The 22,994-nt window shown below is 36.7% G+C and carries 18 protein-coding genes; 15 read left to right on the plus strand and 3 right to left on the minus strand.

The genetic code is table 11. The features are described 5' to 3' along the window. The first annotated feature begins 82 nt into the window (after window positions 1-82). From ACODSI_RS07370 to ACODSI_RS07425, 12 genes are all read left to right on the plus strand, one after another. Window positions 83-1,255, plus strand: a complete 1,173-nt coding sequence (locus tag ACODSI_RS07370; RefSeq protein WP_488916193.1) for a DUF418 domain-containing protein — start codon at window positions 83-85, stop codon at window positions 1,253-1,255. 7 nt (window positions 1,256-1,262) lie between these two features. Beyond that, window positions 1,263-3,011, plus strand: a complete 1,749-nt coding sequence (locus tag ACODSI_RS07375; RefSeq protein WP_488916194.1) for a glycoside hydrolase family 13 protein — start codon at window positions 1,263-1,265, stop codon at window positions 3,009-3,011. 7 nt (window positions 3,012-3,018) lie between these two features. Then, entirely contained in the window at window positions 3,019-3,591 is a 573-nt protein-coding gene (locus tag ACODSI_RS07380) for a hypothetical protein (RefSeq protein ID WP_488916195.1), read from the plus strand. A gap of 354 nt (window positions 3,592-3,945) precedes the next feature. Continuing rightward, on the plus strand, window positions 3,946-4,878 hold the full coding sequence (locus tag ACODSI_RS07385) for a transporter family protein (RefSeq protein WP_488916196.1): 933 nt from the start codon (window positions 3,946-3,948) through the stop codon (window positions 4,876-4,878). Further along, window positions 4,868-6,424, plus strand: a complete 1,557-nt coding sequence (locus ACODSI_RS07390) for a vanadium-dependent haloperoxidase (protein ID WP_488916197.1) — start codon at window positions 4,868-4,870, stop codon at window positions 6,422-6,424. The genes ACODSI_RS07385 and ACODSI_RS07390 overlap by 11 nt, the downstream gene beginning before the upstream one ends. A gap of 18 nt (window positions 6,425-6,442) precedes the next feature. Next, window positions 6,443-6,892 carry a DoxX family membrane protein gene (locus ACODSI_RS07395; protein WP_488916198.1) on the plus strand — a complete coding sequence of 150 codons (450 nt, stop codon included), beginning with the start codon at window positions 6,443-6,445 and terminating at the stop codon, window positions 6,890-6,892. A gap of 362 nt (window positions 6,893-7,254) precedes the next feature. Then, entirely contained in the window at window positions 7,255-8,271 is a 1,017-nt protein-coding gene (locus ACODSI_RS07400) for a LacI family DNA-binding transcriptional regulator (protein ID WP_488916199.1), read from the plus strand. A gap of 182 nt (window positions 8,272-8,453) precedes the next feature. Beyond that, window positions 8,454-10,472 (plus strand): M13 family metallopeptidase, encoded by a 2,019-nt coding sequence (locus ACODSI_RS07405; RefSeq protein ID WP_488916200.1) that lies wholly within the window; start codon window positions 8,454-8,456, stop codon window positions 10,470-10,472. Between the two features lie 232 nt (window positions 10,473-10,704). Then, window positions 10,705-12,036: an ammonium transporter gene (locus tag ACODSI_RS07410; protein ID WP_488916201.1), complete on the plus strand. Its 1,332-nt coding sequence runs from the start codon at window positions 10,705-10,707 to the stop codon at window positions 12,034-12,036. A 70-nt stretch (window positions 12,037-12,106) separates the two neighbouring features. Continuing rightward, window positions 12,107-12,595 (plus strand): nuclear transport factor 2 family protein, encoded by a 489-nt coding sequence (locus tag ACODSI_RS07415; protein ID WP_488916202.1) that lies wholly within the window; start codon window positions 12,107-12,109, stop codon window positions 12,593-12,595. Between the two features lie 118 nt (window positions 12,596-12,713). After that, window positions 12,714-13,142, plus strand: coding sequence for a hypothetical protein (locus tag ACODSI_RS07420; RefSeq protein WP_488916203.1), 429 nt, complete (start codon window positions 12,714-12,716; stop codon window positions 13,140-13,142). Between the two features lie 19 nt (window positions 13,143-13,161). Then, window positions 13,162-13,752: a globin family protein gene (locus ACODSI_RS07425; protein WP_488916204.1), complete on the plus strand. Its 591-nt coding sequence runs from the start codon at window positions 13,162-13,164 to the stop codon at window positions 13,750-13,752. Window positions 13,753-13,812: 60 nt separating this feature from the next. On the opposite strand, the gene ACODSI_RS07430 is transcribed toward ACODSI_RS07425, so the two are convergent. After that, window positions 13,813-14,763: an NAD-dependent epimerase/dehydratase family protein gene (locus ACODSI_RS07430; RefSeq protein ID WP_488916205.1), complete on the minus strand. Its 951-nt coding sequence runs from the start codon at window positions 14,761-14,763 to the stop codon at window positions 13,813-13,815. A 156-nt stretch (window positions 14,764-14,919) separates the two neighbouring features. Between ACODSI_RS07430 and ACODSI_RS07435 the strand changes: the two genes are divergently transcribed. From ACODSI_RS07435 to ACODSI_RS07445, 3 genes are all read left to right on the plus strand, one after another. Next, window positions 14,920-15,504, plus strand: a complete 585-nt coding sequence (locus ACODSI_RS07435) for a hypothetical protein (RefSeq protein WP_488916206.1) — start codon at window positions 14,920-14,922, stop codon at window positions 15,502-15,504. A gap of 4 nt (window positions 15,505-15,508) precedes the next feature. After that, window positions 15,509-18,865, plus strand: coding sequence for a transcription-repair coupling factor (mfd, locus tag ACODSI_RS07440; RefSeq protein ID WP_488916207.1), 3,357 nt, complete (start codon window positions 15,509-15,511; stop codon window positions 18,863-18,865). Window positions 18,866-19,095: 230 nt separating this feature from the next. After that, window positions 19,096-20,133, plus strand: coding sequence for an FISUMP domain-containing protein (locus ACODSI_RS07445; protein ID WP_488916208.1), 1,038 nt, complete (start codon window positions 19,096-19,098; stop codon window positions 20,131-20,133). A 137-nt stretch (window positions 20,134-20,270) separates the two neighbouring features. Here ACODSI_RS07445 and ACODSI_RS07450 read toward each other — a convergent pair whose 3' ends face one another. Both ACODSI_RS07450 and ACODSI_RS07455 read right to left on the minus strand, forming a co-directional pair. Continuing rightward, window positions 20,271-22,481, minus strand: a complete 2,211-nt coding sequence (locus tag ACODSI_RS07450; RefSeq protein ID WP_488916209.1) for a M12 family metallo-peptidase — start codon at window positions 22,479-22,481, stop codon at window positions 20,271-20,273. Between the two features lie 95 nt (window positions 22,482-22,576). Next, on the minus strand, window positions 22,577-22,936 hold the full coding sequence (locus ACODSI_RS07455) for a YraN family protein (protein WP_488916210.1): 360 nt from the start codon (window positions 22,934-22,936) through the stop codon (window positions 22,577-22,579). Window positions 22,937-22,994: the final 58 nt, after the last annotated feature.

Consider the following 22,994-nt stretch of genomic DNA (forward strand, 5'->3'; position numbering starts at 1 on the left):
AAATTGTCAGCGGTTTTTATATTTAAAATCACATTAAAGCTGGTATATAAGCCATTTTTGTTTTGATTTTGGCCTTAAAACAATGAATCTTACACTAAAAAATAACCGAATTGAAGTAGTCGATGCCTTGCGAGGTTTCGCCATTATGTGTATTGTTTTGTTACACAATATGGAACACTTTGAATTTGTTTACGAACCCATTCAATTTCCTGAATGGCTAAAAAACTTAGATGCCAATTTCATGGCAGCAGGTTATTTCCTTTTTGGTGGAAAAGCCTATGCCATATTTGCAATTTTATTTGGATTTAGCTTTTACATTCAAAATGACAACCAAAACAAACAAGGAAAAGACTTTAGAGGTCGCTTCTTTTGGCGCATGATGCTGTTATTAGTTTTTGGATTTATCAATACTGCTTTTTACCAAGGAGATATTTTAACGCTTTATGCTATTTTAGGATTGATTTTAATTCCTACTTGTAATTTAAGCAACAAAACAGTTTTAGGAATTGCTTTATTACTGTTGTTTCAACCTCTAGAATGGGGGAAATACATCTACTTGCTATACCATCCTGATTATATTCCTGCTCCAAACCTATCAGAAAGTTATTATAAAGATATTGCATACTATATGAATCACGGTGGATTTTGGGATTATATGATTGGCGATATTACTAAAGGTAAAATCGCTTCCTTACTTTGGTCGTGGGAAAACGGAAGGTTCTTTCAGGCACCAGGTTTATTTTTGTTAGGAATGTTAGCTGGCAGAAAACAATTGTTTATGAAAACCGAAAGCATTATGTTTTTTTGGAAAATAACATTGAGAGTAGCCATTATCGCATTCATTCCATTATTTATTTTTTTAATTTATTTACCTGATTTTGAAAGTAATACATATGCCTTAGCTGAATTAAAAACCATATTTATGTCATGGTCTAACTTTGCTATGACTTTATTTTGGATTGCTTCATTTGTACTATTGTACCATGCTACCAAAATGCAATCTTTATTATCAAAACTAATTCCATTTGGAAAAATGAGTTTATCTAATTACATCCTACAATCTATTGTGGGATCAACATTATATTACAAATATGGTTTCGGTTTGTATCAATATACTGGAGCCCTGTTCTGTTTTTTTATTGGTATCTTTTTGTTTTTACTGAATGTTGCTTTCTGTACTTGGTGGCTTAAAACACACAAGCAAGGTCCGTTAGAATATGTTTGGCACAAATTAACTTGGATTTCATTCAAATAACACCATTATGAACTTAAAAAAAATCACCTATATAGCATTCCTTTTTATGGCATTATCATCGCAAAATAGTTCGGCTCAAGAATCCAAATCAACTGTTGACGCTCTTGAAAAAAAATGGTGGAAAGAAGCCGTAATTTATCAAATATACCCTAGAAGTTTTAAAGACAGTAACGGTGATGGTATTGGCGATTTAAAAGGAATTATTTCTCAATTGGATTACATCAAAAGTCTAGGAATTGATGCGGTGTGGTTGAACCCAATTTATGAATCTCCTAATGATGATAATGGTTACGACATTAGTAACTATCGTGAAATCATGAAGGATTTTGGAACCATGGAAGACTTCGATTTGTTGCTAAAAGGTATGCACGAACGAGGCATTAAAGTAGTAATGGATTTGGTATTTAATCATTGTAGTGATGAACATTATTGGTTTCAAGAAAGCAGAAAATCTCGAGACAACAAATACCGTAATTACTTCTATTGGTGGCCCGCCGAAAAAGGAACGCCTCCTTGCCGCTGGAGTTGGTTTGATGTAAATAGCAATGCTTGGAAATATGATGCCACCACAGATTCATATTACTTACATTATTTTTCTAAAAAACAACCCGATTTAAATTGGAACAATCCTACAGTACGCCAAGAACTATATGCTATCATGAAGTTTTGGTTAGATAAAGGCGTAGACGCATTTCGTATGGATGCTTTCCAATTCATTTCAAAAGACGATACCTTTCCAGAATTGCCTAAAGAAATTCTAGGAAATCCAACAGAAATTATAAAATACTATGGTAATGGTCCGCACTTGCACGAATACATTCAAGAAATGAACCGTGAAGTATTGAGCAAATATCCTAACGTGATGACCGTTTCAGAAGGCGCTGGCGATTCCCCACAAGCGGCCTTAAAATTTGTAGATCCAGACCGAAAAGAATTGAGCATGGCTTATCATTTTGAAAGTGTTGATGTGGGTAAACACGTTTTAGACTTTGGATTGGTAAAATACAAAGACATCTTTTCAAGATACGATGAAACCTTTAAAGACAAAGGATGGTTGTCTATTTTCTTAGCCAATCACGACCAACCTAGAATGGTAAGTAAATTTGGAAATGATACCGAAAAATTCCGTGAAATTTCCTCTAAAATGCTAACCACTTTTGTAATGACGATGCGCGGCACCTCCTACTATTTTCAAGGAGACGAATTAGGAATGGTTAACATTCGTTTTAATAACATTGAAGATTACAACGATGTGGAAACCCGAAATAGATATGAATATTTAAAAAATAATGGAGGCGATTTAGAAGCGTATTTAGAAGACCGGAAACAAACTTCTAGAGAAAATGGTAGAACACCTTTTCAATGGAATGCCTCTAAAAACGCTGGTTTTTCTCAAGGTAAACCGTGGTTGAAAGTAAATCAAAATTACACTTCAATCAATGCCGAAGCACAAGAAAAAGATCCTAACTCTACACTAAACTATTTCAAAAAAATAGTCGCTTTACGAAAAAACAATCCCATATTAATTTATGGAAAATATAGTTTGGTAGATAAAGAAAATCCTGCTATATTTGCTTATACAAGAGAACTTTACGGTAAAAAAATTATGGTTTTATTAAACTTTACAGACCATGAAGCCAAATTGAAATCCGATTTAAAATTAAACAACGCCAAAGTATTATTAGGCAATTATACCAACGCTAGCAGTACCGGAATTTTAAAACCTTATGAGGCTGTTATTTTAGAACTGAATTAAAAATTAGATGAAAAAAATCGCATCAGCATTATTAATCCTAATACTAACCTCTACATTTTTGTATAATGTAGTGGGTTATTATTTGCTGGTTTCTCTTGAAAAAGAGCAAGCTTGGGTAAGTGCTGTGCAAAAAAGTACGAATCAAAATTTTAAAGTTATCAAACTAAATGCATCGGTTTATTCCTTTATGGATGACACCGATTTTGAATACGTAAACGAAAATGTAGTCATCAATAAAAACGTATACCACGTCTTTAAAAAACGCATCAAAGACAACATCATCAGTTTGTATTATTTACCTAATAAACAACAAACTGCTGCAGAAGTTAGTCTTAAAAAACTAGTGGACAACGACCTATACGAGAATGCACCCTTGTCTAAAAAACCCCTTGAAAAACTATTTAAATCCGTCATAAAAGATTATATTCCTTCTCATTACTACAGTAAAGAAGCTGCCTTAAAAACCTCAATGGCAGTTCTTAGTGACGATTCGCATCCAAAAGGCAGGCTACACGCCGGATACAAAACACTCGCCTATGGTCCTCCCAAACCAACATCATCACTTCTATTTATTTCTTAATAGAACACACATTCACGGCTACTGCTGTGATCTGATGATTGTCCGTTACATTAACGAAACCATAATTTGATTTAGTTGAGAATCTCAAATTAGGGTGTTATGTTGGTTGACGTATTTCAAGAAATGATTCCATTTTAACTTTTGATTTATAATAGTAGAAAAAGTTAGTTATTAAAATGCGAATGGTATTTTGAGATAAATGATAAGAGCTCTAATTAATCTATTGGACAATCATTCTGATTCTTACAGTTGCTGCTAGAAAGTATTGCTATAGAGATAAATATAAGTCTTAATCCTATTCCTCATTTTCAATCGAAATTATGATGGAAATCCAAAACCAATAACACTAAAATAATGAAAAAACTATATCTTTTATTCCTGCTTACTGCGGGACAAACCTTCTATGCTCAAACTGAAATTGACGGCATCATGATGGAAAAAAAACAACTTTGTACCGGGATTACCTACGAATACAGTAGTTGGGACAAATACTGGGAAGGAACTTTTTACCGTGAAAACCTAAATATGGGAACGGTTTCTACTCAAAAAACAGCCATTAATGCCAATTATGGTGTAACCGATAAGCTAAATGTAATCTTCAGCTTGCCTTATGTAACCACCAAAGCATCTGCTGGAACCATGATTGGACAAAAAGGAATGCAAGATGCTTCCTTAACCGTGAAATACATGCCTTATGAAAAATCGTTTAAAAACAGTTCGCTTTCTTTTTACACCATTGGAAGCTATTCGTTTCCAACAAGCAATTATGTAGCCGATTATCTTCCTTTAAGTATTGGTTTACACAGTAAAGTAGCTATGCTTCGTCTTATGGGTGATTATCAATTTGGCGATTTATTTACAACCGTATCAGGTGCCTATGCTAAAAGATCAAACATCACTATTGATAGAAATACCTACTATTCTGACCAAATGCATTATACCAACGAAGTAAATTTACCCGATGCAATTACTTTCAATGCTCGTTTGGGATACAGAACCAATCGATTGATTGCTGAAGCAGTGGTGGATACTTGGACTACACAAAAAGGTGGTTTTGACATTACCAGCAATAACATGCCTTTCCCTAGCAACACCATGAACATGACCAAAGTTGGGTTCAGTGCCAAATACTATTTCCCTCAACTTCCTGGATTATCCGTTGTGGCAGCATACAACCACGTTACCAACGGAAGAAACGTAGGACAATCCAATGCCATTTCTGGCGGATTACTTTATATTTTCGATTTCAATAAAACCCATATTAAAACGGCTACAGATGAAAAATAATACTTATAAATTACTAGCAATAAGTTGCTTAGCAATAATGTTCGGAATTTCTATTTCGTGCAACGACGATTTAGTTGAACGCAATATGCAATACCCTCAACTTAACCCAACCAATCCTGATGCAAATGCTGGAACCTGGTCTACACTTCTCTTAACAGCACCTGATGAATTTCCACTACCAGCGCCAACAGCTACGACATCTAGTGCTTATAAAGCCGAAATTAATGAAATTAAAAGCTACCAAGCCAACATTACTGACGAACAACAACGCATTGTAGATTATTGGAGTGCAGGTGGTGTATTGCGTTGGAATGAGATCATGCAAACTTTAGTGGCGCGCCACAACCGTCCACCCTATCAAAACGAAGACGGTACCTATCCAGCTCCTTCGGCAGCCAATCCGTTTGCCAATCCACAATTCCCTTTTTCGAACCCACCTTTTGCAGCTCGTGCCTATGCTTATGTGAGTGCAGCACAATATGATGCTATGGTGGCTACATGGCATTATAAAGCCTTATATCACCGTGATGCGCCTTTTGTAGTTGACAATACGCTTTCGGTATTAGTTCCTAAAAGTCCGTTGCCTTCTTATCCTTCAGAAGATGGAGTATTGGCTGGAGTAACCGTAGAAATTTTAAAACTATTATTCCCAACAGAAATCGCTTACATACAACAAAAAGCTGATGAAGAAAAATTATACCGAATCATTTCTGGTGCCAACGTACGCAGTGATGTTGATGCTGGTGTAACATTAGGAAGGGCTATTGCTGCTAAATTCATAACAAAAGCATCTACCGACGGTGCAGGTGCTGCCATTGGAAATCAAACGCTTTGGACACAATTAGAAACCAATGCCATTGCTAACGGAGAAACTCCTTGGAGATCTTTAGACATACCTGCAAGACCTCCAATGTTGCCATTGTTTGGAAATGTAAAATCATTTTTGATGACTCCAGCAAATGTGGTAGCAAGCCGACCAGGACCACCACCATCAACCAATTCACAACAATTTTTAAATGAATTAAACGAAGTCAAAAGTTACAGCAACGATGCGAGTAGAGAGCATATGAAAATTGTAAGCTTCTGGGCAGATGGTGTAGGAACCTATACCCCTCCAGGACATTGGAACGCTATTGCTAATGAAGCTTTTGTATACCAATATTTCAGTGAAGTACGATGGGCGCGAAATATGGCACTTTTAAACATCTCAATGATGGATGCTGCTATTTGCTGTTGGGATACCAAATACCACTATTTCAATCCTAGACCTTGCCAAGTCGATCCGTCTATTAAAACATTAACTGGTGTACCTAACTTTCCAGCATATGTATCCGGACATTCCACGTTTAGTGGTGCTGCGGCAACTTTTTTATCACATGTTATTCCGTCGAGAGCACAAGAATTTGAAGCCATGGCCAATGAAGCATCGATGTCGAGATTGTATGGTGCTATTCATTATCGAAGTGATTGTGAAGCTGGATTGCAATTGGGTAAAACCGTTGGAAACTATGCCGTGCAACGCGCCTTAATTGATGGTGCTGAATAATTTTTAAAACAGAACATCATGATTACAACATTCAATACCTGCTATTCTAAGTTAAGTACTGCTATGGAAAAACACAGCATCACACTTTTACGAATTGCACTCGCTATTGTATATATATGGTTTGGCGCTTTAAAAGTTGTTGGTATTAGTCCGGCTGAGGAATTAGTAGAAAAAACCGTTTATTGGTTTAAACCTGAAATTTTTATTCCTATTTTAGGTGTTTGCGAAATAATAATCGGATTGGGATTGTTTATTAAACGCTTCATACCCATCACGATAGTTTTGTTGTTGTTACACATGATGGTGACCTTTTTTCCAATGTTTATCGTAGAAAAAGCCTGTTTTGATGTCTTTCCCTATCGTCCTTCGTTGGTTGGACAATACATTATAAAAAACATTGTGTTAATTACTGGAGCTTTGGTAGTAGCCAGTAAATACAATGTAAAAAAGTATCCAACGGCCACCTAAAATCAGAATTACAGGATAAACCTTTATTTGTAAACAACGTCTTTTTTTGTTAAAAATTAAAATCTTGATAAAAACATTTACTTTTTATCATCTAATTCTTATCTATATAGTTATTTAATTCATAAAAAGTCAATTCATATTATTTAATTTGAATTGGCTTTTTTATTTTCTGAGAAACTATAAATAAAGCAATTTTAACATTTTTTTAATAAAACCCTATTTTTGATATTAATTTGATAGCGCTTTATGACTAATTGCCAAAATAAATTTTAATTAAACAATTGAAATTTTAATTATTATTTCTACATTACATGAAAAATTTACTTTAAAATTCTATTGTTTTTATACGCTATTAAGAATTAATGAAAGATGTTACCTTAAAAGAAATTGCACAACAACTTGGAATTTCTATTACCACAGTTTCTAAAGCTTTAAAAAATTATCCCGACGTTAGTGAAAAGACTAAAAAAGCTGTTTTAGATATGGCAAAGTCGCTTCATTTTACTCCCAATAGTTTTGCCGTAAATCTTCGGACCAAAGAATCTAAAACCATAGGATTAATCATTCCTGAAGTAGTCCACCATTTTTTCTCCAATGTTATTAAAGGCATCATTGCCGAAGCCGAAAAAAGTGGATATCTTGTAATTATCCTACAATCTAGCGAATCTAAAGAACTAGAAATAAAACAAGTAGATTTATTAATGAACAAACGCGTTGATGGTATTTTATTGTCACTTTCTAATGAATCTAACGATGATGAACACTTAAAAGAAATTATTCGTAAAGACATTCCATTTGTAATGTTTGATAAAATATCCAAACTTATCAACTGCTCTAAAGTTATAATTAACGACCAAAAAGCAGCCTTTGATGCCACCGAACACCTCATCAACAAAGGATGTAAAAAAATAGCACACATTCGCGGACCTGTAAACCCACAAAATGCTATTGACCGTTTTTTAGGATACAAAAAAGCCCTTGAAAAACACAATATTCCGTTTGACAAAACCCTTGTATACACCTGTAAAGGATCGGAATTTGAGGAAGGCTATGATTTTGCCAAAGAAATTATGGCCGATCACAAGGATGTTGATGGCATCTTCTGTGTGACCGATATTGTAGCTATTGGAGTTATCAATTACCTCAACGAAATTAATGTTGCCATTCCGCAACAAGTCAAAGTTATTGGTTTCAGCAACTGGTTTATGGGACAAGTTATTACTCCTAAATTAAGCACCGTAGACCAACCTGGCTACGAAATGGGCGTGACCTCATTTAACTTACTTCTCGAAGAAATAAACGAAAGAAGAGATTTAAAACCTTTCGTTCCAAAAACCATTGAATTAAAAACAGCTATTATAGAACGGGCCTCTTCATAATAACCCATCACAAAAGCACAAAAGTAAACGCTGCTCCCAACTTTTAAGGATTGGGGCTTTTGTTGTTGCTTATCACCAAACCATCAAAATACAGAACTCCAACAGTTGCTGTAACAATTACGCCATACCAACAACTAATCAATAAATCACTACATTTACAAAACAAACTAATACTAACACTTATGAAGAACTTTAAAATCACACTGTTTGCCGCCACCATACTGATGGTATCGTGCGAGAAAAAAGAACCACTGGTTTCGGGTATCACCAAAAAAAACATGGATACTCTCGTAAAACCTGGTGACAATTTTCAAGAATATGTTAATGGGACTTGGATGAAAAACACCAAAATTCCAGCCGACAAATCTTCTTATGGAGCCTTTGACATGTTGTATGATCAATCGCAAAAAGACGTTAAAGCTATAATTGAAGAAGCCTCAAAAGGTGGTTTTGCCGAAGGCTCCGACCAACAAAAAATTGGCGACTACTATGCTTCTTATATGAACAGAAAAGAACGTGACGCCAAAGGAATCAGTCCTATTCAACCCGAATTAAAAACCATCGATGCTATTGCTAATTATTCAGATTTGGCTGCCTTTTTTGGTGTAGCCAACAGAACTGGACTTGCATCGCCTTTTTCTATATCGGTAACTCAAGATTTTAAAGACCCGAATCAATATACCTTAATGACTTGGCAAGGTGGTTTAGGACTTCCAGAACGTGAATATTATTTACAAAATGATGCTAAAATGGTAGACGTTCGTGCCAAATATATAGCACACATTGAAAACATGTTCCAATTAAGTGGCATGCCAAATGCAAAAGAAAGTGCTACTAAAATTATGGCATTGGAAACTACTTTAGCACAAAATCACATGACTAAAGAGTTGACACGTGAAACCGCTAAATTATACAACAAATACGAAATCAAGAATTTAAAGACGTTAATGCCCGATTTTGACTGGAATGCCATGCTAACTAAGGCTGGTATTGAAAAACAAAAAATTGTGGTGGTTTCGCAAGTTGAATATACCAAAAGCTTGAACAACATCATCAAAAATACGCCATTAGATACTTGGAAAACCTATTTAAAATGGAGTTTAATTAATAATACAGCTACACATCTTACCACTTCTTTAGACAAAGCGCACTTTGAATTTTATGGTAAAGTATTGTACGGAACAGAAAAACAAGAAGACGATTGGAAAAGAGCTGTAAACAATGTAAACAGCAGCTTAGGCGAAATTGTAGGTAAAGTGTATGTAGAAAAACACTTTTCGCCAGAAGCCAAAGAACGCATGACGGTATTGGTAAAAAATCTTTTGAAAGCTTATGCCGAAAGCATCAAAAAATTAGATTGGATGAGTCCGGCCACCAAAAAACAAGCCTTGGCTAAAGTAGATAAATTCATGATTAAAATTGGATATCCTGACAAATGGAGAGACTACTCATCCTTGAAAGTAGTAAAAAACGATTTGTATGGCAATGCGCAAAGAGCTACTGAATTCGAATACAATCGTATGCTAAACAAATTAGGAAAACCTGTAGACAGAACCGAATGGGGCATGACACCACAAACCGTAAATGCCTATTACAATCCATCATTAAATGAAATTGTATTTCCTGCCGCTATCTTGCAACCTCCGTTCTTTAATTTAAAAGCCGATGACGCTGTAAATTATGGTGGTATTGGTGCCGTAATTGGACATGAAATTGGACACGGATTTGACGATCAAGGCGCTACATTTGATGGCGATGGCGTAATGCGTGATTGGTGGACTCCAGCCGATTTAAAAGCATTTAAAGCTAAAACTGCTGCTTTAGTAGCTCAGTATAATGGCTTTAAAGTATTTCCAGACTTGAATGTAAACGGTGCCTTTACCCTTGGTGAAAACATTGGTGACCTAGGTGGATTGAGCATTGCCATTAAAGCCTACAAAATGAGCCTTAACGGAAAAGAAGCTCCCAAAATGGACGGTTACACTGGCATGCAACGCGTGTTTTTAGGTTGGGGACAAGTTTGGCTAGACAAACAACGCGAAGAATCACTGCGCAGTCAAGTAGCTGGTGATCCACACTCGCCTGCCAAATTCCGCATCAACGGTGTAGTACGCAACGTACCCGAATTCTACGAAGCCTTCAACATAAAGCCAACAGACTCGTTATATTTGGCACCAGACAAACGTGTAAAAATTTGGTAAACCCAAACCACTATACAGTAAAAACCCAGCAGCGATGTTGGGTTTTTTTATTAAAACATTATCAGATTAAACAATCTAATTTTTTCAAAACATCAAAAAAACACAGACAATATCTTTTTTTTGATAAAAATAGAATATACACCCCATTTTTTTATATTAAAAACAGTTTATATTGGCATTCTTTTTTAATTTTACCCCTATATTTTAGGGGTTATATAAAATTATAATAAAAATGGCGCTAGAAAAACGTTGGATATCGGCTTTCATCATCATTACCATAGTGGCTTTTACTGGTTTGTTTTGGCAACACCAATCGGCTGGTACTAATTTTAACACAACAGACACCATCAACACCTCCGATGTAGCGTGGTTACTCACTGCTTCGTGCTTGGTCCTGTTGATGACTCCTGGTCTATCGTTTTTTTATGGCGGTATGGTGGGCAAGAAAAACGTCATCTCAACCATGCTTAAAAGTTTTATCTGCTTGGGAGTAGTAAGCTTGTTATGGGTAACCGTTGGTTTTAGCTTGTCTTTTGGCAATCCACTGGGTATTACCATCAACCATACCCACTACGGACTCATTGGCAATCCGTTGGACTTTGCTTTTTTTGATCAAGTTGAAATGCAACCCCATAAAACCATGGCGCCAACCATACCATTCGTCCTTTTTGCCCTTTTTCAAATGAAATTTGCTGTAATTACACCTGCAATCATTACCGGAGCCCTAGCCGAACGCATTCGCTTTATCTCCTTCCTTTTATTTATTTGTTTGTTTACGTTATGTATTTACGCGCCTTTGTGCCACATGATATGGCATCCTCACGGCCTGTTGGGTAGCTACTTTGGCGTAAAGGATTTCGCTGGAGGTACAGTAGTGCACATGAGTGCAGGTTTTGCAGCATTAGCCGGAGTTATTGTTTTAGGGAAACGAAAAAACAACGAACACATTCCAACTAACATTCCGTTTGTCTTATTAGGCACTGGTTTGTTATGGTTCGGTTGGTTCGGTTTCAATGCAGGTTCAGCTTTAGCCGCCAACGCAACCGCAGCAATGGCGTTTGCTACAACCACTATCGCATCAGCATCAGCCATGATGACATGGGTGTTTTTTGACCGATTAAATGGTAGAAAAGTGTCGGCTCTTGGTGCGTGTATTGGAGCCGTTGTAGGTTTGGTGGTCATCACACCATCCGCTGGATACATTACCATTCCACAGAGTATCTTTTTTGGTTTTATTGGTGCCATTGTTTCTAACAAAATGGTGTATTGGAAAAAATTAAAACAAATTGACGATACTTTAGATGTATTTGCTTGTCATGGTGTAGGCGGAATTATGGGTATGATTTTAACAGCCATCTTTGCTCAAGGAGAAAATGCAAGTTTACTTCATGGCGGTTGGCATGTGTTTGGCCATCACATGATGGCTTTAGTATTAGTATCTACATTTACATTTGGCGGCGCATTTGTACTATTCAAAGCAACCAACTTCGTCATTCCACTTCGCGTAACCGAAGAATCAGAAGATTTAGGGTTGGACATGTCGCAACATGGAGAGAAGTTCTGATTAAAACCAACAAACTTATCAATTTCAATAACAATCCTATTTTTTTGTATTTTTATAAAAATTTAAGATTATGAAAAAGTGTTTACTCCTACTCTTGTGTTGCATCGCTTCTGGTTTTGCTCAAAATAACGAAACACAAATTAACACCCTTCTCAATAATTGGCACAAAGCTGCAGCTAACGCCAACTATACCGACTATTTTAATGCTTTGAGTGACGACGCCATTTTTATTGGCACTGATGCTACTGAAAATTGGAATAAAAAACAATTTCAAGAGTTTGCCAAACCCTATTTTGACAAAGGCAAAGCATGGAACTTTACCGCCTTAGAAAGGCATATTTATTTCGCTAAAGACGGCAAAACCGCTTGGTTTGATGAATTGTTAAACACCCAAATGAAAATTTGTCGCGGTTCGGGCGTGTTGATTAAAGTTAAAAACAAATGGATGATTCAACATTATGTATTGTCCATGACTATTCCAAACGACACTACCAACGAAGTCGTAAAAACCAAGGCTCCTATAGAAGATGCTTTAATTGAAAAGCTTAAAAAGAACTAATTATACTACAAAAACTGTTAAAAGTCCCATTATTGGGGCTTTTTTTTATGTTCTAAAAAACCAACCACTTCCTTTTCTCGTAACTCCATCCATAAAACAAGAACAAACACAAGAACAAATGAAAATCCATAGAAAAGTAAAAATCGCATTATTCAGCATTTTAGGAACCTTCCTAGTGTTGTTTGTAATTTTGGTGTACCACATTGCTACAGCCAAGCCGAAAGAAAACGCCACCATTCAGGTGAGTCGTATTGACTTTGACAAACCTTTTGATTCCCTAAGCACTATCGACATTAAAGAAAAATTACATTCGATAGCTGGAGTAAAAAGTGAAATCATCGTAAAAAGAAATGTAGTGGTTTATTTTCATGACAATCGAATTGCCGATTCCAAAAAGGTATATAATGAATTAATGACTAAAGGCAACTACAAAGCACAACGTTTCATACTTCCTGCTAATATGATGAACCAACCGGTTTGTCCTGTAATGAAAAAAGACAGTTGGAAATATAAATTTACCAAATTGGTACAAAACACATTTAATTAATCTTTTAAATATTTAAATTATGACTAAGTTTTCAAAAATCGCACTATGTGCATTGGTAATTGGAGCCTCCGTTTTCACCTCTTGTAGTAAAGATAATGAAGACCCAGCTCCAGCAACTCCATCAATCTATGCTAGATTAGGCGGAACAACATTGGTTCAAGATCCAGATGCAGCAGCTGGAGTTATGATCGAAGCAGGACGTTTGAGCTATCGTAAAGTAGTAAACACAACGGTAGGATTAATTGTAGCAGACGTTCAATCGAATGCTCCAGGGAATCTAAGTGCTCATTTTGCACCACTTTTAGGTGAAGTTGGCGCAGGTAATACTACTAATTTAGCTGAATTGGTTGACAATTTAACCGATTTCTTCTCGTACAATACAGGAGGAACAAATGCTGTAAATGTATATTCAGGAATGTCAATGGCTGTGGCTCACAATCCAGCCATGAATCCAAGAATGGGTGTAAAGTCTACTAGTGCAAACTACGATAAATTTGAAGGATATGTTGGGGCTGCAGCCGTACAAAACGGTGTTGCTGCTAATACTCAACTTTATGCTGATGTTGTTGCGGTACTAGAATCATTAAGAGCTCCGATTGTTCAACAATAGAGTTTTTTGTTTAGAGTAGAAAGCGCTACCTTGTTCTTGGGGTAGCGCTTTTGTTTTATATTATTTTTTCTGCTTTTTTAAGTTCTCTAACATGGTGACGGTCATGTTTTCAATATTGAAATCGTTGTGCCAACCCCAATCTTCTCTAGCATTAGTATCATCTATAGAAGCAGGCCAACTGTCCGCAATCTTCTGACGGAAATCGGGATTGTAATCTATGGTAAAGTTGGGATAGTGTTTTTGAATCTCTTCGGCAATCTCTTTTGGTGTAAAACTCATCGCCGATAAATTGTAGGACGAACGAATTTTAATCGCATCAGCATCCGCTTGCATAATACTAATGGTAGCCTTAATAGCATCATCCATATACATCATAGGCAATTCGGTGTTTTCCGAAAGAAACGAAGTAAACGTACCTTGCTCAATGGCTTTATGGTATATATCAACGGCATAATCTGTCGTTCCACCACCTGGTTCGGTCGTCCAACTAATCAATCCTGGGTACCGAATACTACGTACATCAACCCCATATTGATGATGGTAGTATTCACACCAACGTTCTCCTGTTTGTTTAGAAATCCCATACACGGTTGTAGGTTCCATAATAGTGTATTGCGGGGTATTGTGTCTCGGAGTAGTGGGTCCGAAAACCGCTATACTCGATGGCCAAAATATTTTTTTAATCTTTTTAGCTTTCGCCAAATTCAATACGTGAAACAACGAATTCATGTTTAAATCCCAAGCAAACGCCGGATTTTTCTCAGCTGTAGCCGATAATAAGGCCGCCATAAGATACACATCCGTTATTTGATATTGTTCAATCAAATGTTCAATCTGATTGTAGTCAAGAGCATTTACAACTTCAAAAATTCCATTGTTTACGATGTCGTTGTTGAGTTTTCTTATATCGGAAGCAATGACATTGTCGTTGCCATATACCGCTCGAAGTTTGGTAGTTAATTCGGTACCTATTTGTCCACAAGCCCCAATAATTAATATTTTAGTCGTCATAGTTTGTTTAGTTTGTAGTACAAAGATAACGTTTTCGGTATTCTATTTTGGAAGTAACCACAATTTAACACGCTCAACATTTATAAATCCTTTCACAAAATCTCTAAAACAAAACTACTACTTTTGTATTTTTGTAATCTAATCCATAATCTTCTGATGAAGTTGAAATTGATAACCCTGCTCCTGTTTTCTTTAGTGCTTGTTTCGTGTCAAAACGACAACAAACAACTTCTTGTCGAACAACAAAAAGAAGCCAAGAAAAAAGAGGTGGTTTTTAACAACATCAACCGCGGTTGGGTTTTCAATATTTCACCCATCGAACCGGATACACAAGCTATCGTGAACAATTGGATGGAATGGCGCACTTTTTTAACTGAAATCAATCAAAAACCTAAAAGTACGATTGGTGCTTTTCAAAAGAAAGCTTCTGTTTTGTCTAAAAAAGTAGTCGATTTGAATGTGAATATTCCTGGTGAATTCAACAAACCACAAGTTAAAGCTCGAATTGCTGTAATCACGACCAAAATAAAATCGATGGATTTGTTCATTCATTTGAACCAAATTCCCGATGCCAAAGTGGTGAAGCTTATTGGTGAAATCAACACCGAAATAGACTTTTTGCAGTTGCAAATGGAAGAAATTGTAAAGAGAAGTAAAATTCCAAAGGAAGAAGGCGAGTCGGATTTAATCAAAATGAAAGATACCACCCGAGCCATTCCGAATACACCAATTCAAAAATAGTAGTTTGAGTAAAAATAACGTTACTTCGGTTTACCAAAAATCGGCCAAAGTCCAACTTTTAGCCAATGCTTTAGAACAACGCGACACCAAAATAAACACCAAAGGGTTATTGGGTTCGGCGTTGTCATTTGTCATTCAATCGGTTTTTGAAAAATCAGAATTGCCCTTGCTGCTTTTGTTCAATGATAAAGAAGAAGCGGCTTACTACCTAAACGATTTAGAACAACTCATCAACGATCAAGATGTCTTGTTTTACCCGGGTTCGTACCGTCGTCCGTATCAAATTGACGAAACCGACAATGCCAATATTTTGTTGCGTGCTGAAGTATTGAACCGCATCAATTCGCGTAAAAAACCAGCATTGATTGTTTCCTATGCCGAAGCCATCTTTGAAAAGGTAGTCACCAAAAAAGAACTCGAAAAGAACACTTTCAAAATATCCGTAAACGATAAATTAGCCATCGATTTTGTCAACGAAGTGTTGTTCGAATACAATTTTAAACGCGTCGATTTTGTAACCGAACCAGGTGAATTTTCGGTTCGAGGCGGAATCGTAGACGTGTTTTCGTTTTCTAACGACCATCCATATCGTATTGAGTTTTTTGGAAACGAAGTCGATTCCATTCGAAGCTTTGATGTAGAAACGCAATTGTCGATAGAAAAGCTCAAAAAGGTTGCTATTATTCCGAATGTTGAAAATAAATTCTTTGAAGAAAACCGTGAAAGTTTTTTAGATTACATCGATCAAAAAACAGTTTTATTCATTCAAAATACTGATTTGCTTGGGCAACAACTCGACAAACTTTTTGCTAAAGCTACCGAAGCGTTTGCCAAATTGGACGCCACTGTCAAACATGTGGCACCCGAAGAATTGTTTGTAAATCAAAAACAATTTTTGAAGAAAGCATTGAACTTTTCTGTGGTTGAACTAAGCAATGCTCCTACATTTAGCATCGATAAAACCATCGAATTTCACATTCATCCGCAGCCGTCATTCAACAAGCAATTTGATTTGTTATTGAACAATTTGGGTGAAAACCACTTCAACGGCATCAAGAATTATTTGTTCTGTTCCAACGAAAATCAGGCAAATCGTTTTCATGATATTTTTGAAGAAATTGATGAAGAAAACCACGAAAGCATTCGCAAACAATATAAAACGGTTGTCTTTCCATTATTTCAAGGATTTATAGACGAAGAAAACCAAATTGCGTGCTACACCGACCACCAAATCTTTGAACGCTACCATAAATTCAACATCAAAAACGGGTATTCAAAGAAGCAAACCATCACGCTCAAAGAATTAACCTCGCTTAACGTTGGCGATTATGTAACGCACATCGATCACGGAATTGGAAAGTTTGGCGGCTTGCAAAAAATACAAGTCGAAGGCAAAACCCAAGAAGCCATTAAACTCGTTTACGCCGATAATGACATTGTGTATGTAAGCATTCACTCGTTACACAAAATCTCAAAATACAACGGTAAAGACGGTGCGCCACCAAAGATTTACAAACTTGGTTCGGGCGCATGGAAGGCTCTAAAGCAAAAAACAAAAGCGCGCGTCAAACACATTGCGTTCAACTTAATTCAGCTGTATGCCAAACGCCGATTGGAAAAAGGCTTTGCTTGTGCGCCCGACAGTTATTTACAAAAAGAACTCGAAAGTTCCTTTATTTACGAAGATACACCCGATCAAATTACGGCAACACAAGACGTAAAAGCCGATATGGAAACCGATCGCCCGATGGATCGATTGGTGTGTGGTGACGTCGGTTTTGGTAAAACAGAAGTCGCTATTCGTGCGGCTTTCAAAGCTGTGGATAATGGCAAACAAGTCGCAGTTTTGGTACCCACCACTATTTTAGCCTACCAACATTACCGAACATTTTCAGAGCGCTTGAAAGATATGCCAGTAACCGTCAATTACCTCAACCGTTTTAGAACCGCCAAAGAAAAATCGGAAACTATAAAATTATTAGGCGAAGGCCGTGTCGACATTATCATCGGCACCCACCAACTGGTCAACAAAGACGTAAAGTTTAAGGATTTAGGCTTGTTGATTATTGACGAAGAACAAAAGTTTGGCGTGAATGTAAAAGACAAACTCAAAACCATTTCGGCTAATGTTGATACGTTAACACTAACGGCAACACCAATACCAAGAACCTTACAGTTTTCATTAATGGCGGCGCGTGATTTATCGGTTATTACGACACCTCCGCCCAACCGTTATCCTATTGAAACCAATGTTGTTCGTTTTCACGAAGAGTTGATTCGCGATGCCATTTCGTATGAAATTCAACGCAACGGACAAGTATTTTTCATCAACAACCGCATTGAAAACATCAAAGAAGTAGCTGGAATGATTCAACGCTTAGTGCCGGATGCTCGTGTGGGTGTAGGCCACGGTCAAATGGATGGTAAGAAACTAGAAGAATTGATGCTAGCATTTATGAATGGTGAATTTGATGTACTCGTTGCCACCACCATTATCGAAAGTGGTTTGGACGTTCCTAATGCCAATACCATATTTATCAACAACGCCAATAATTTTGGCTTGTCCGATTTGCATCAAATGCGCGGTCGTGTGGGACGAAGCAATAAAAAAGCATTTTGTTATTTCATCACACCGCCTTATTCGGCTATGACTGATGATGCTAGAAAACGTATTCATGCTTTAGAGCAATTTAGCGAGTTAGGAAGCGGCTTTAACATTGCCATGAAAGATTTAGAGATTCGTGGTGCCGGCGATTTATTAGGTGGCGAACAAAGTGGTTTCATCAACGATATTGGTTTTGATACCTATCAAAAAATCATGAACGAAGCCATTGAAGAGTTGAAAGAAAACGAATTCAAAGACTTGTATCCAGTTGAAAACAACATTGAAACCAAAGAATACGTCAAAGACTTACAAATCGACACCGACTTTGAATTACTATTTCCAGACGACTACATTAATAGTGTGACCGAGCGTTTGACGCTTTACAATGAATTAGCGTTGATTAAAGACGAAGAAAACTTACTCAAATACGAACAAAAACTAATCGACCGTTTCGGAGCATTGCCTAAAGAAGCACTCGCCTTACTCAACAGCATTCGCATCAAGTGGAAAGCTACCAGTATTGGTATTGAAAAACTGGTGATGAAACAAGGCAAGATGGTCGGTTACTTTGTGGGCGACCAACAAAGCGATTTCTACCAATCCAATCGTTTTATGAAAATGGTGCAGTTTGTACAACTCAACAGCAACTTGTGCAAAATGAAAGAAAAAGATACCAAAAACGGCCTTCGTTTGTTATTGACTTTTGAAAATGTAAAAAGCATTAACAAAGCCTTAGAGTTGATGAATAGAATATAAACCCCATATACTTTGTCATGTTGACGAAGGAAACATCACACAAGTAGCTCCATAATCCTTTGTATTTAGCATATGTGATTCTTCGTGCCTCAGAATGACAAAAAGAAGCATATTACAACCCTAAACCAAGTTGTTAATCCCTGCACATTTCCCTAAAAAGCAGAAAGTGTTGTACACTAAATGTATTTATTTATATTTGTATCCTATCCTGCCTTAAAAATGTTTTAACTATGAAAAAGTTTTTATTCTTATCATTAGCCTCAATTTTACTATTCAGTTGCAGTAGTAGCGATCCTAATGTTGACATCAACGGAGATGCTGCTACTTTAAAAGTGCAAACCTATAGCGTTTTAAACGTCACTTTTACCTCAGCCAATTGCATTGGTGTTATTACTTCTTACGGAAGTAGTGCCGTTACGGCTGTTGGTGTATGTTGGAGTACTTTTCAAAACCCAACTATTTCAGGAGCACACACTGCGGGTACTCTTGGTGCCGATGCAGGTACGTTTACAGTACCTATGACGCCTTTGTTAGCCAATACAACCTATTATGCAAGAGCCTATGCTACCAATGCAGAAGGCACTGTCTATGGGGCACAAATAGCATTTACCACTTTGGGAATGTTAGCCACCAATGGAAATGGCGTTACCGATATTGATGGCGAAACCTACCCTTCTGTAGTGATTAATGGTAAAGAATGGATGAAGAAAAACTTAGACGTAAGTAAATACAAAAATGGTGACGTAATTCCGCAAGTAACCGATGTAACTCAATGGGACGCCTTAACTACTGGAGCGTGGTGTTATTATGAAAATGATACTGCCAACGGACCAATTTATGGCAAACTATACAACTGGTATGCTATCAACGACCCTAGAGGGTTAGCTCCTACTGGATGGCACATTCCAAGCGATACAGAGTGGACGGCATTAACTACCTTTTTAGGCGGCGAAAATGTAGCTGGTGGAAAACTTAAAGACGATGCGACTACCTACTGGACCGCTTCTGCCAATACCTATACCTCTAACCAATCTGGCTTTACCGCACTTCCGGGTGGTGATGGTTATTTGAATTTCCATTATGTAGCTACCAATACCTATACCTTAGCCGATTTATTCAAAGACAAAACTAAAGTAGCTTATTTTTGGAGCGCGACGGCTAACGTAGATTTAGCTTGGACAAGAAGTATCAATTATCTTAATGATAATGTGGTGCGAAGTGGTGCTTTAAAGAAAAGTGCGCTTTCGGTACGATGTGTTAAAAATTAACAGTTCCCTTCTCTTCGCATCTTTTTTGTGCCGTGCAACGCAACATAAAATGTATCGAGAACCATAATAACCAAAATTATACCCACAAAAAAAACCATCTAGTAGTAGATGGTTTTTTGTTTTATATAACGAACGTATTACTTACGCATCACCTTAAAATTCACTTCTTGATCTCCGTCAAATTTTAACTTAAAGAAGTATGTTCCCACAGCAAAAGACGAAATATCAACTGTTGTATTTAAGTCGTTTATCGTGTTGTTGTACAACAATTGTCCTGTTACATTGTATACCGAAATCTGATCCATTGGTGTTTTAGCGGTTATTTGTACTTTACCATTGGTTGGATTTGGGTAGTAACTAAAATCTACATAACCATTGTAATTATTGACACTTAAATTTGGCGTACACGAAATGTTGGCCACAAATCCCGAATCAACTACTCCTTGATCTGAATAGAATTTAACCGTTAAAGACCCGTCGGCTGCTGTAGAAGTAAAAGGTCCTGGAATTGTAGTTCCAGTAAATCCACCACCACTTAAATCAGGTGCAGCAGTAGTATTTCCATCATACACATATACATAATCATAATCTTGTTCTAATGAAAAAGCAGTGAATGTAAGCACAATAGCATTATTAGGAACATTTGGTATAATGGTTCTAACTACCGTTTCTTGATTGGTATAATCACCTGCAACACCACCAGAATCAGTATATTGAAGGCCATTACAAAAATCACCTGCCGTTACAAAAATCAATTGTCTACCGCCTATTTGTAAACCAGCCGTACAACTCGGACTCACATCAACAACATAGTAGGTGTTTGGTGTTAATCCAGTCACATTATAACTGTTGGTAGTTACAGGTATCCAAGCGCCTGCGGTTCCACCAAAAGGATATACCCTAATGTTCCATGCGGTGAATGTTCCTGGATCTACCCAGGTAATAACTGCAGAGGTTGGAGAAACAGTAGTAATATCAATAGATGAAATCGTATTTATACACGTGTTGACACAATCGGTACTTAAACAAGTTCCTCCGTTAACAGCGGCCAAAACACGAGCAGCTGGTTGAGGTCCAAACCCATTACTAAACTTTATTCCAACATTTGAAACCAAATGGCAATAGCTCATTATGGTTCCTTTCACCGTAGTTGATGGAATGGTTAAAGGAGTTGTTCTACATGAATATCCTTCGGCAGAAGAACCTTGTGCCGAAGAAGCACAATTATCTATAGCGGTATTGTTGCCATTCCATACGCAAGCATGAGTGTGTGGCGAACCTAATAAGTGTCCGAATTCATGGGTAATCACTTGAATTGTCCAAGAATAGGTTGGTATTGCTGGTAAATTACCAGAAATATAGGTAAAATTCACATCCGAATAGCTGAAATTATTTTGAGAGCACAATCCGTTAATTCCAACCGCTACTCCTCCCAATCCTCCAGAATCAATGCCTACAAGCTGTCCAACATCACCATCAAATACGGGCCTAACTTCATTAAATTTATACAAATAAGCTGTCGATGTAGTTCCAACACCTTCGTATGGATCTTGAGTGGTCCATATGTACATTGATTTCAACGAAATGGTTATCCCATCGGCATTGTACAAAGCTTGCACATTATTAAAAACCGAAGTCATCCAGTTAGTAGTAGTTGTTGTATTACTGGAGTTTGATTGAAACAAATTATAATCTACTTCAAAATACATGGTTACGCATCGCGTACTATTGATATCTCTTTGCGTTGGATTTGAACTAGGTGTAGGTTGCGATTCATCGTCTTTTACTGAACATTGAAAATCATTTGCAATTTTGAAATTAGCATCCGAATAGACAATATAATCGGAGTTATTTCCTTCTTTTCCGAGTTTACCTATAATCAAATTGGTCAATTCATCATTAGAAACCAATCCGTTCAATTCGTTATTAAAGAAGTTAAACGAGGCAATAGAATTATAATCGCCTTTTACGATGCCACGGTAATACACTCCTTTTTCATAAGCTATGTTTTTGCTTTTGTCGGTATCCACATGAAATCCTTCGGCAAACAAATTAACTTGATACATGTCAAGAGTTACCATCGAACCGTTGTAGGGAATTGTTAACTCAATAAACGGATATTTATGGGCCACAATATCATTAACTACGGTGTTTTTAATAGTAGCGATTGTAGCGTTTTCAACTACTTTATCAAAATTATACTGTGGCGCAACTGTAACCTGTAAAACCGAAAACGGCTTAAAATTTGTTCTTTGTTTTTCTAATTCTTGCACCTTTTTGCCTACTTCATTTTGAGCAAATAGAAATACAAAACTAAACAATGAGGCTATTGTAAAGATTTTTTTCATACTAATTTTTATAAAAATTGTGGGGTAAAGTTACTAAAAATCAAATACATTTATAAAAAGCAGAGGTATTTATTGTGTTTTATAAACTGGTATTCTTAAAAATAATAAAAGGCTTCTTCGAGGTGTTCCAACTCAAAATCAGTTCCTTTTTTATGAATAGCTATGATATCAAATCGAACCGTAACATCCAATTCGTTGGAAACTACATATTCATTTACGGCCTTCACCAACAGTTGGATTTTTTTTGGTTTTACAAAATCTTGTGGCAAACCCATATCTACCGACGAACGCGTTTTGACTTCCACAACAGCAAGAATAGTATCTTTTTGAGCAATGATGTCAATTTCGGCTTTTTGAAACGTCCAATTGGTTTCCAAAATAGCATAGCCGTTATGTTGCAAAAATGCTACCGCTAATTCCTCTCCGAGTTTTCCTAATTCATTGTGTTCGGCCATTTTTTAGATTGTTGGATTGTTAGACTGTTGGATTGTTAGATTTCTCAAAAAAATCCAA

The organism is Flavobacterium sp. FG139, from assembly GCF_057809695.1.

What these genes read in the sequence shown, in the direction of transcription:
- ACODSI_RS07370 (WP_488916193.1), top strand. Translation starts at nt 83, where the DNA reads ATGAATCTTACACTAAAAAATAACCGAATTGAAGTAGTCGATGCCTTG.
- ACODSI_RS07375 (WP_488916194.1), top strand. Translation starts at nt 1,263, where the DNA reads ATGAACTTAAAAAAAATCACCTATATAGCATTCCTTTTTATGGCATTA.
- ACODSI_RS07380 (WP_488916195.1), top strand. Translation starts at nt 3,019, where the DNA reads ATGAAAAAAATCGCATCAGCATTATTAATCCTAATACTAACCTCTACA.
- ACODSI_RS07385 (WP_488916196.1), top strand. Translation starts at nt 3,946, where the DNA reads ATGAAAAAACTATATCTTTTATTCCTGCTTACTGCGGGACAAACCTTC.
- ACODSI_RS07390 (WP_488916197.1), top strand. Translation starts at nt 4,868, where the DNA reads ATGAAAAATAATACTTATAAATTACTAGCAATAAGTTGCTTAGCAATA.
- ACODSI_RS07395 (WP_488916198.1), top strand. Translation starts at nt 6,443, where the DNA reads ATGATTACAACATTCAATACCTGCTATTCTAAGTTAAGTACTGCTATG.
- ACODSI_RS07400 (WP_488916199.1), top strand. Translation starts at nt 7,255, where the DNA reads ATGAAAGATGTTACCTTAAAAGAAATTGCACAACAACTTGGAATTTCT.
- ACODSI_RS07405 (WP_488916200.1), top strand. Translation starts at nt 8,454, where the DNA reads ATGAAGAACTTTAAAATCACACTGTTTGCCGCCACCATACTGATGGTA.
- ACODSI_RS07410 (WP_488916201.1), top strand. Translation starts at nt 10,705, where the DNA reads ATGGCGCTAGAAAAACGTTGGATATCGGCTTTCATCATCATTACCATA.
- ACODSI_RS07415 (WP_488916202.1), top strand. Translation starts at nt 12,107, where the DNA reads ATGAAAAAGTGTTTACTCCTACTCTTGTGTTGCATCGCTTCTGGTTTT.
- ACODSI_RS07420 (WP_488916203.1), top strand. Translation starts at nt 12,714, where the DNA reads ATGAAAATCCATAGAAAAGTAAAAATCGCATTATTCAGCATTTTAGGA.
- ACODSI_RS07425 (WP_488916204.1), top strand. Translation starts at nt 13,162, where the DNA reads ATGACTAAGTTTTCAAAAATCGCACTATGTGCATTGGTAATTGGAGCC.
- ACODSI_RS07430 (WP_488916205.1), bottom strand. Translation starts at nt 14,763, where the DNA reads ATGACGACTAAAATATTAATTATTGGGGCTTGTGGACAAATAGGTACC.
- ACODSI_RS07435 (WP_488916206.1), top strand. Translation starts at nt 14,920, where the DNA reads ATGAAGTTGAAATTGATAACCCTGCTCCTGTTTTCTTTAGTGCTTGTT.
- ACODSI_RS07445 (WP_488916208.1), top strand. Translation starts at nt 19,096, where the DNA reads ATGAAAAAGTTTTTATTCTTATCATTAGCCTCAATTTTACTATTCAGT.
- ACODSI_RS07450 (WP_488916209.1), bottom strand. Translation starts at nt 22,481, where the DNA reads ATGAAAAAAATCTTTACAATAGCCTCATTGTTTAGTTTTGTATTTCTA.
- ACODSI_RS07455 (WP_488916210.1), bottom strand. Translation starts at nt 22,936, where the DNA reads ATGGCCGAACACAATGAATTAGGAAAACTCGGAGAGGAATTAGCGGTA.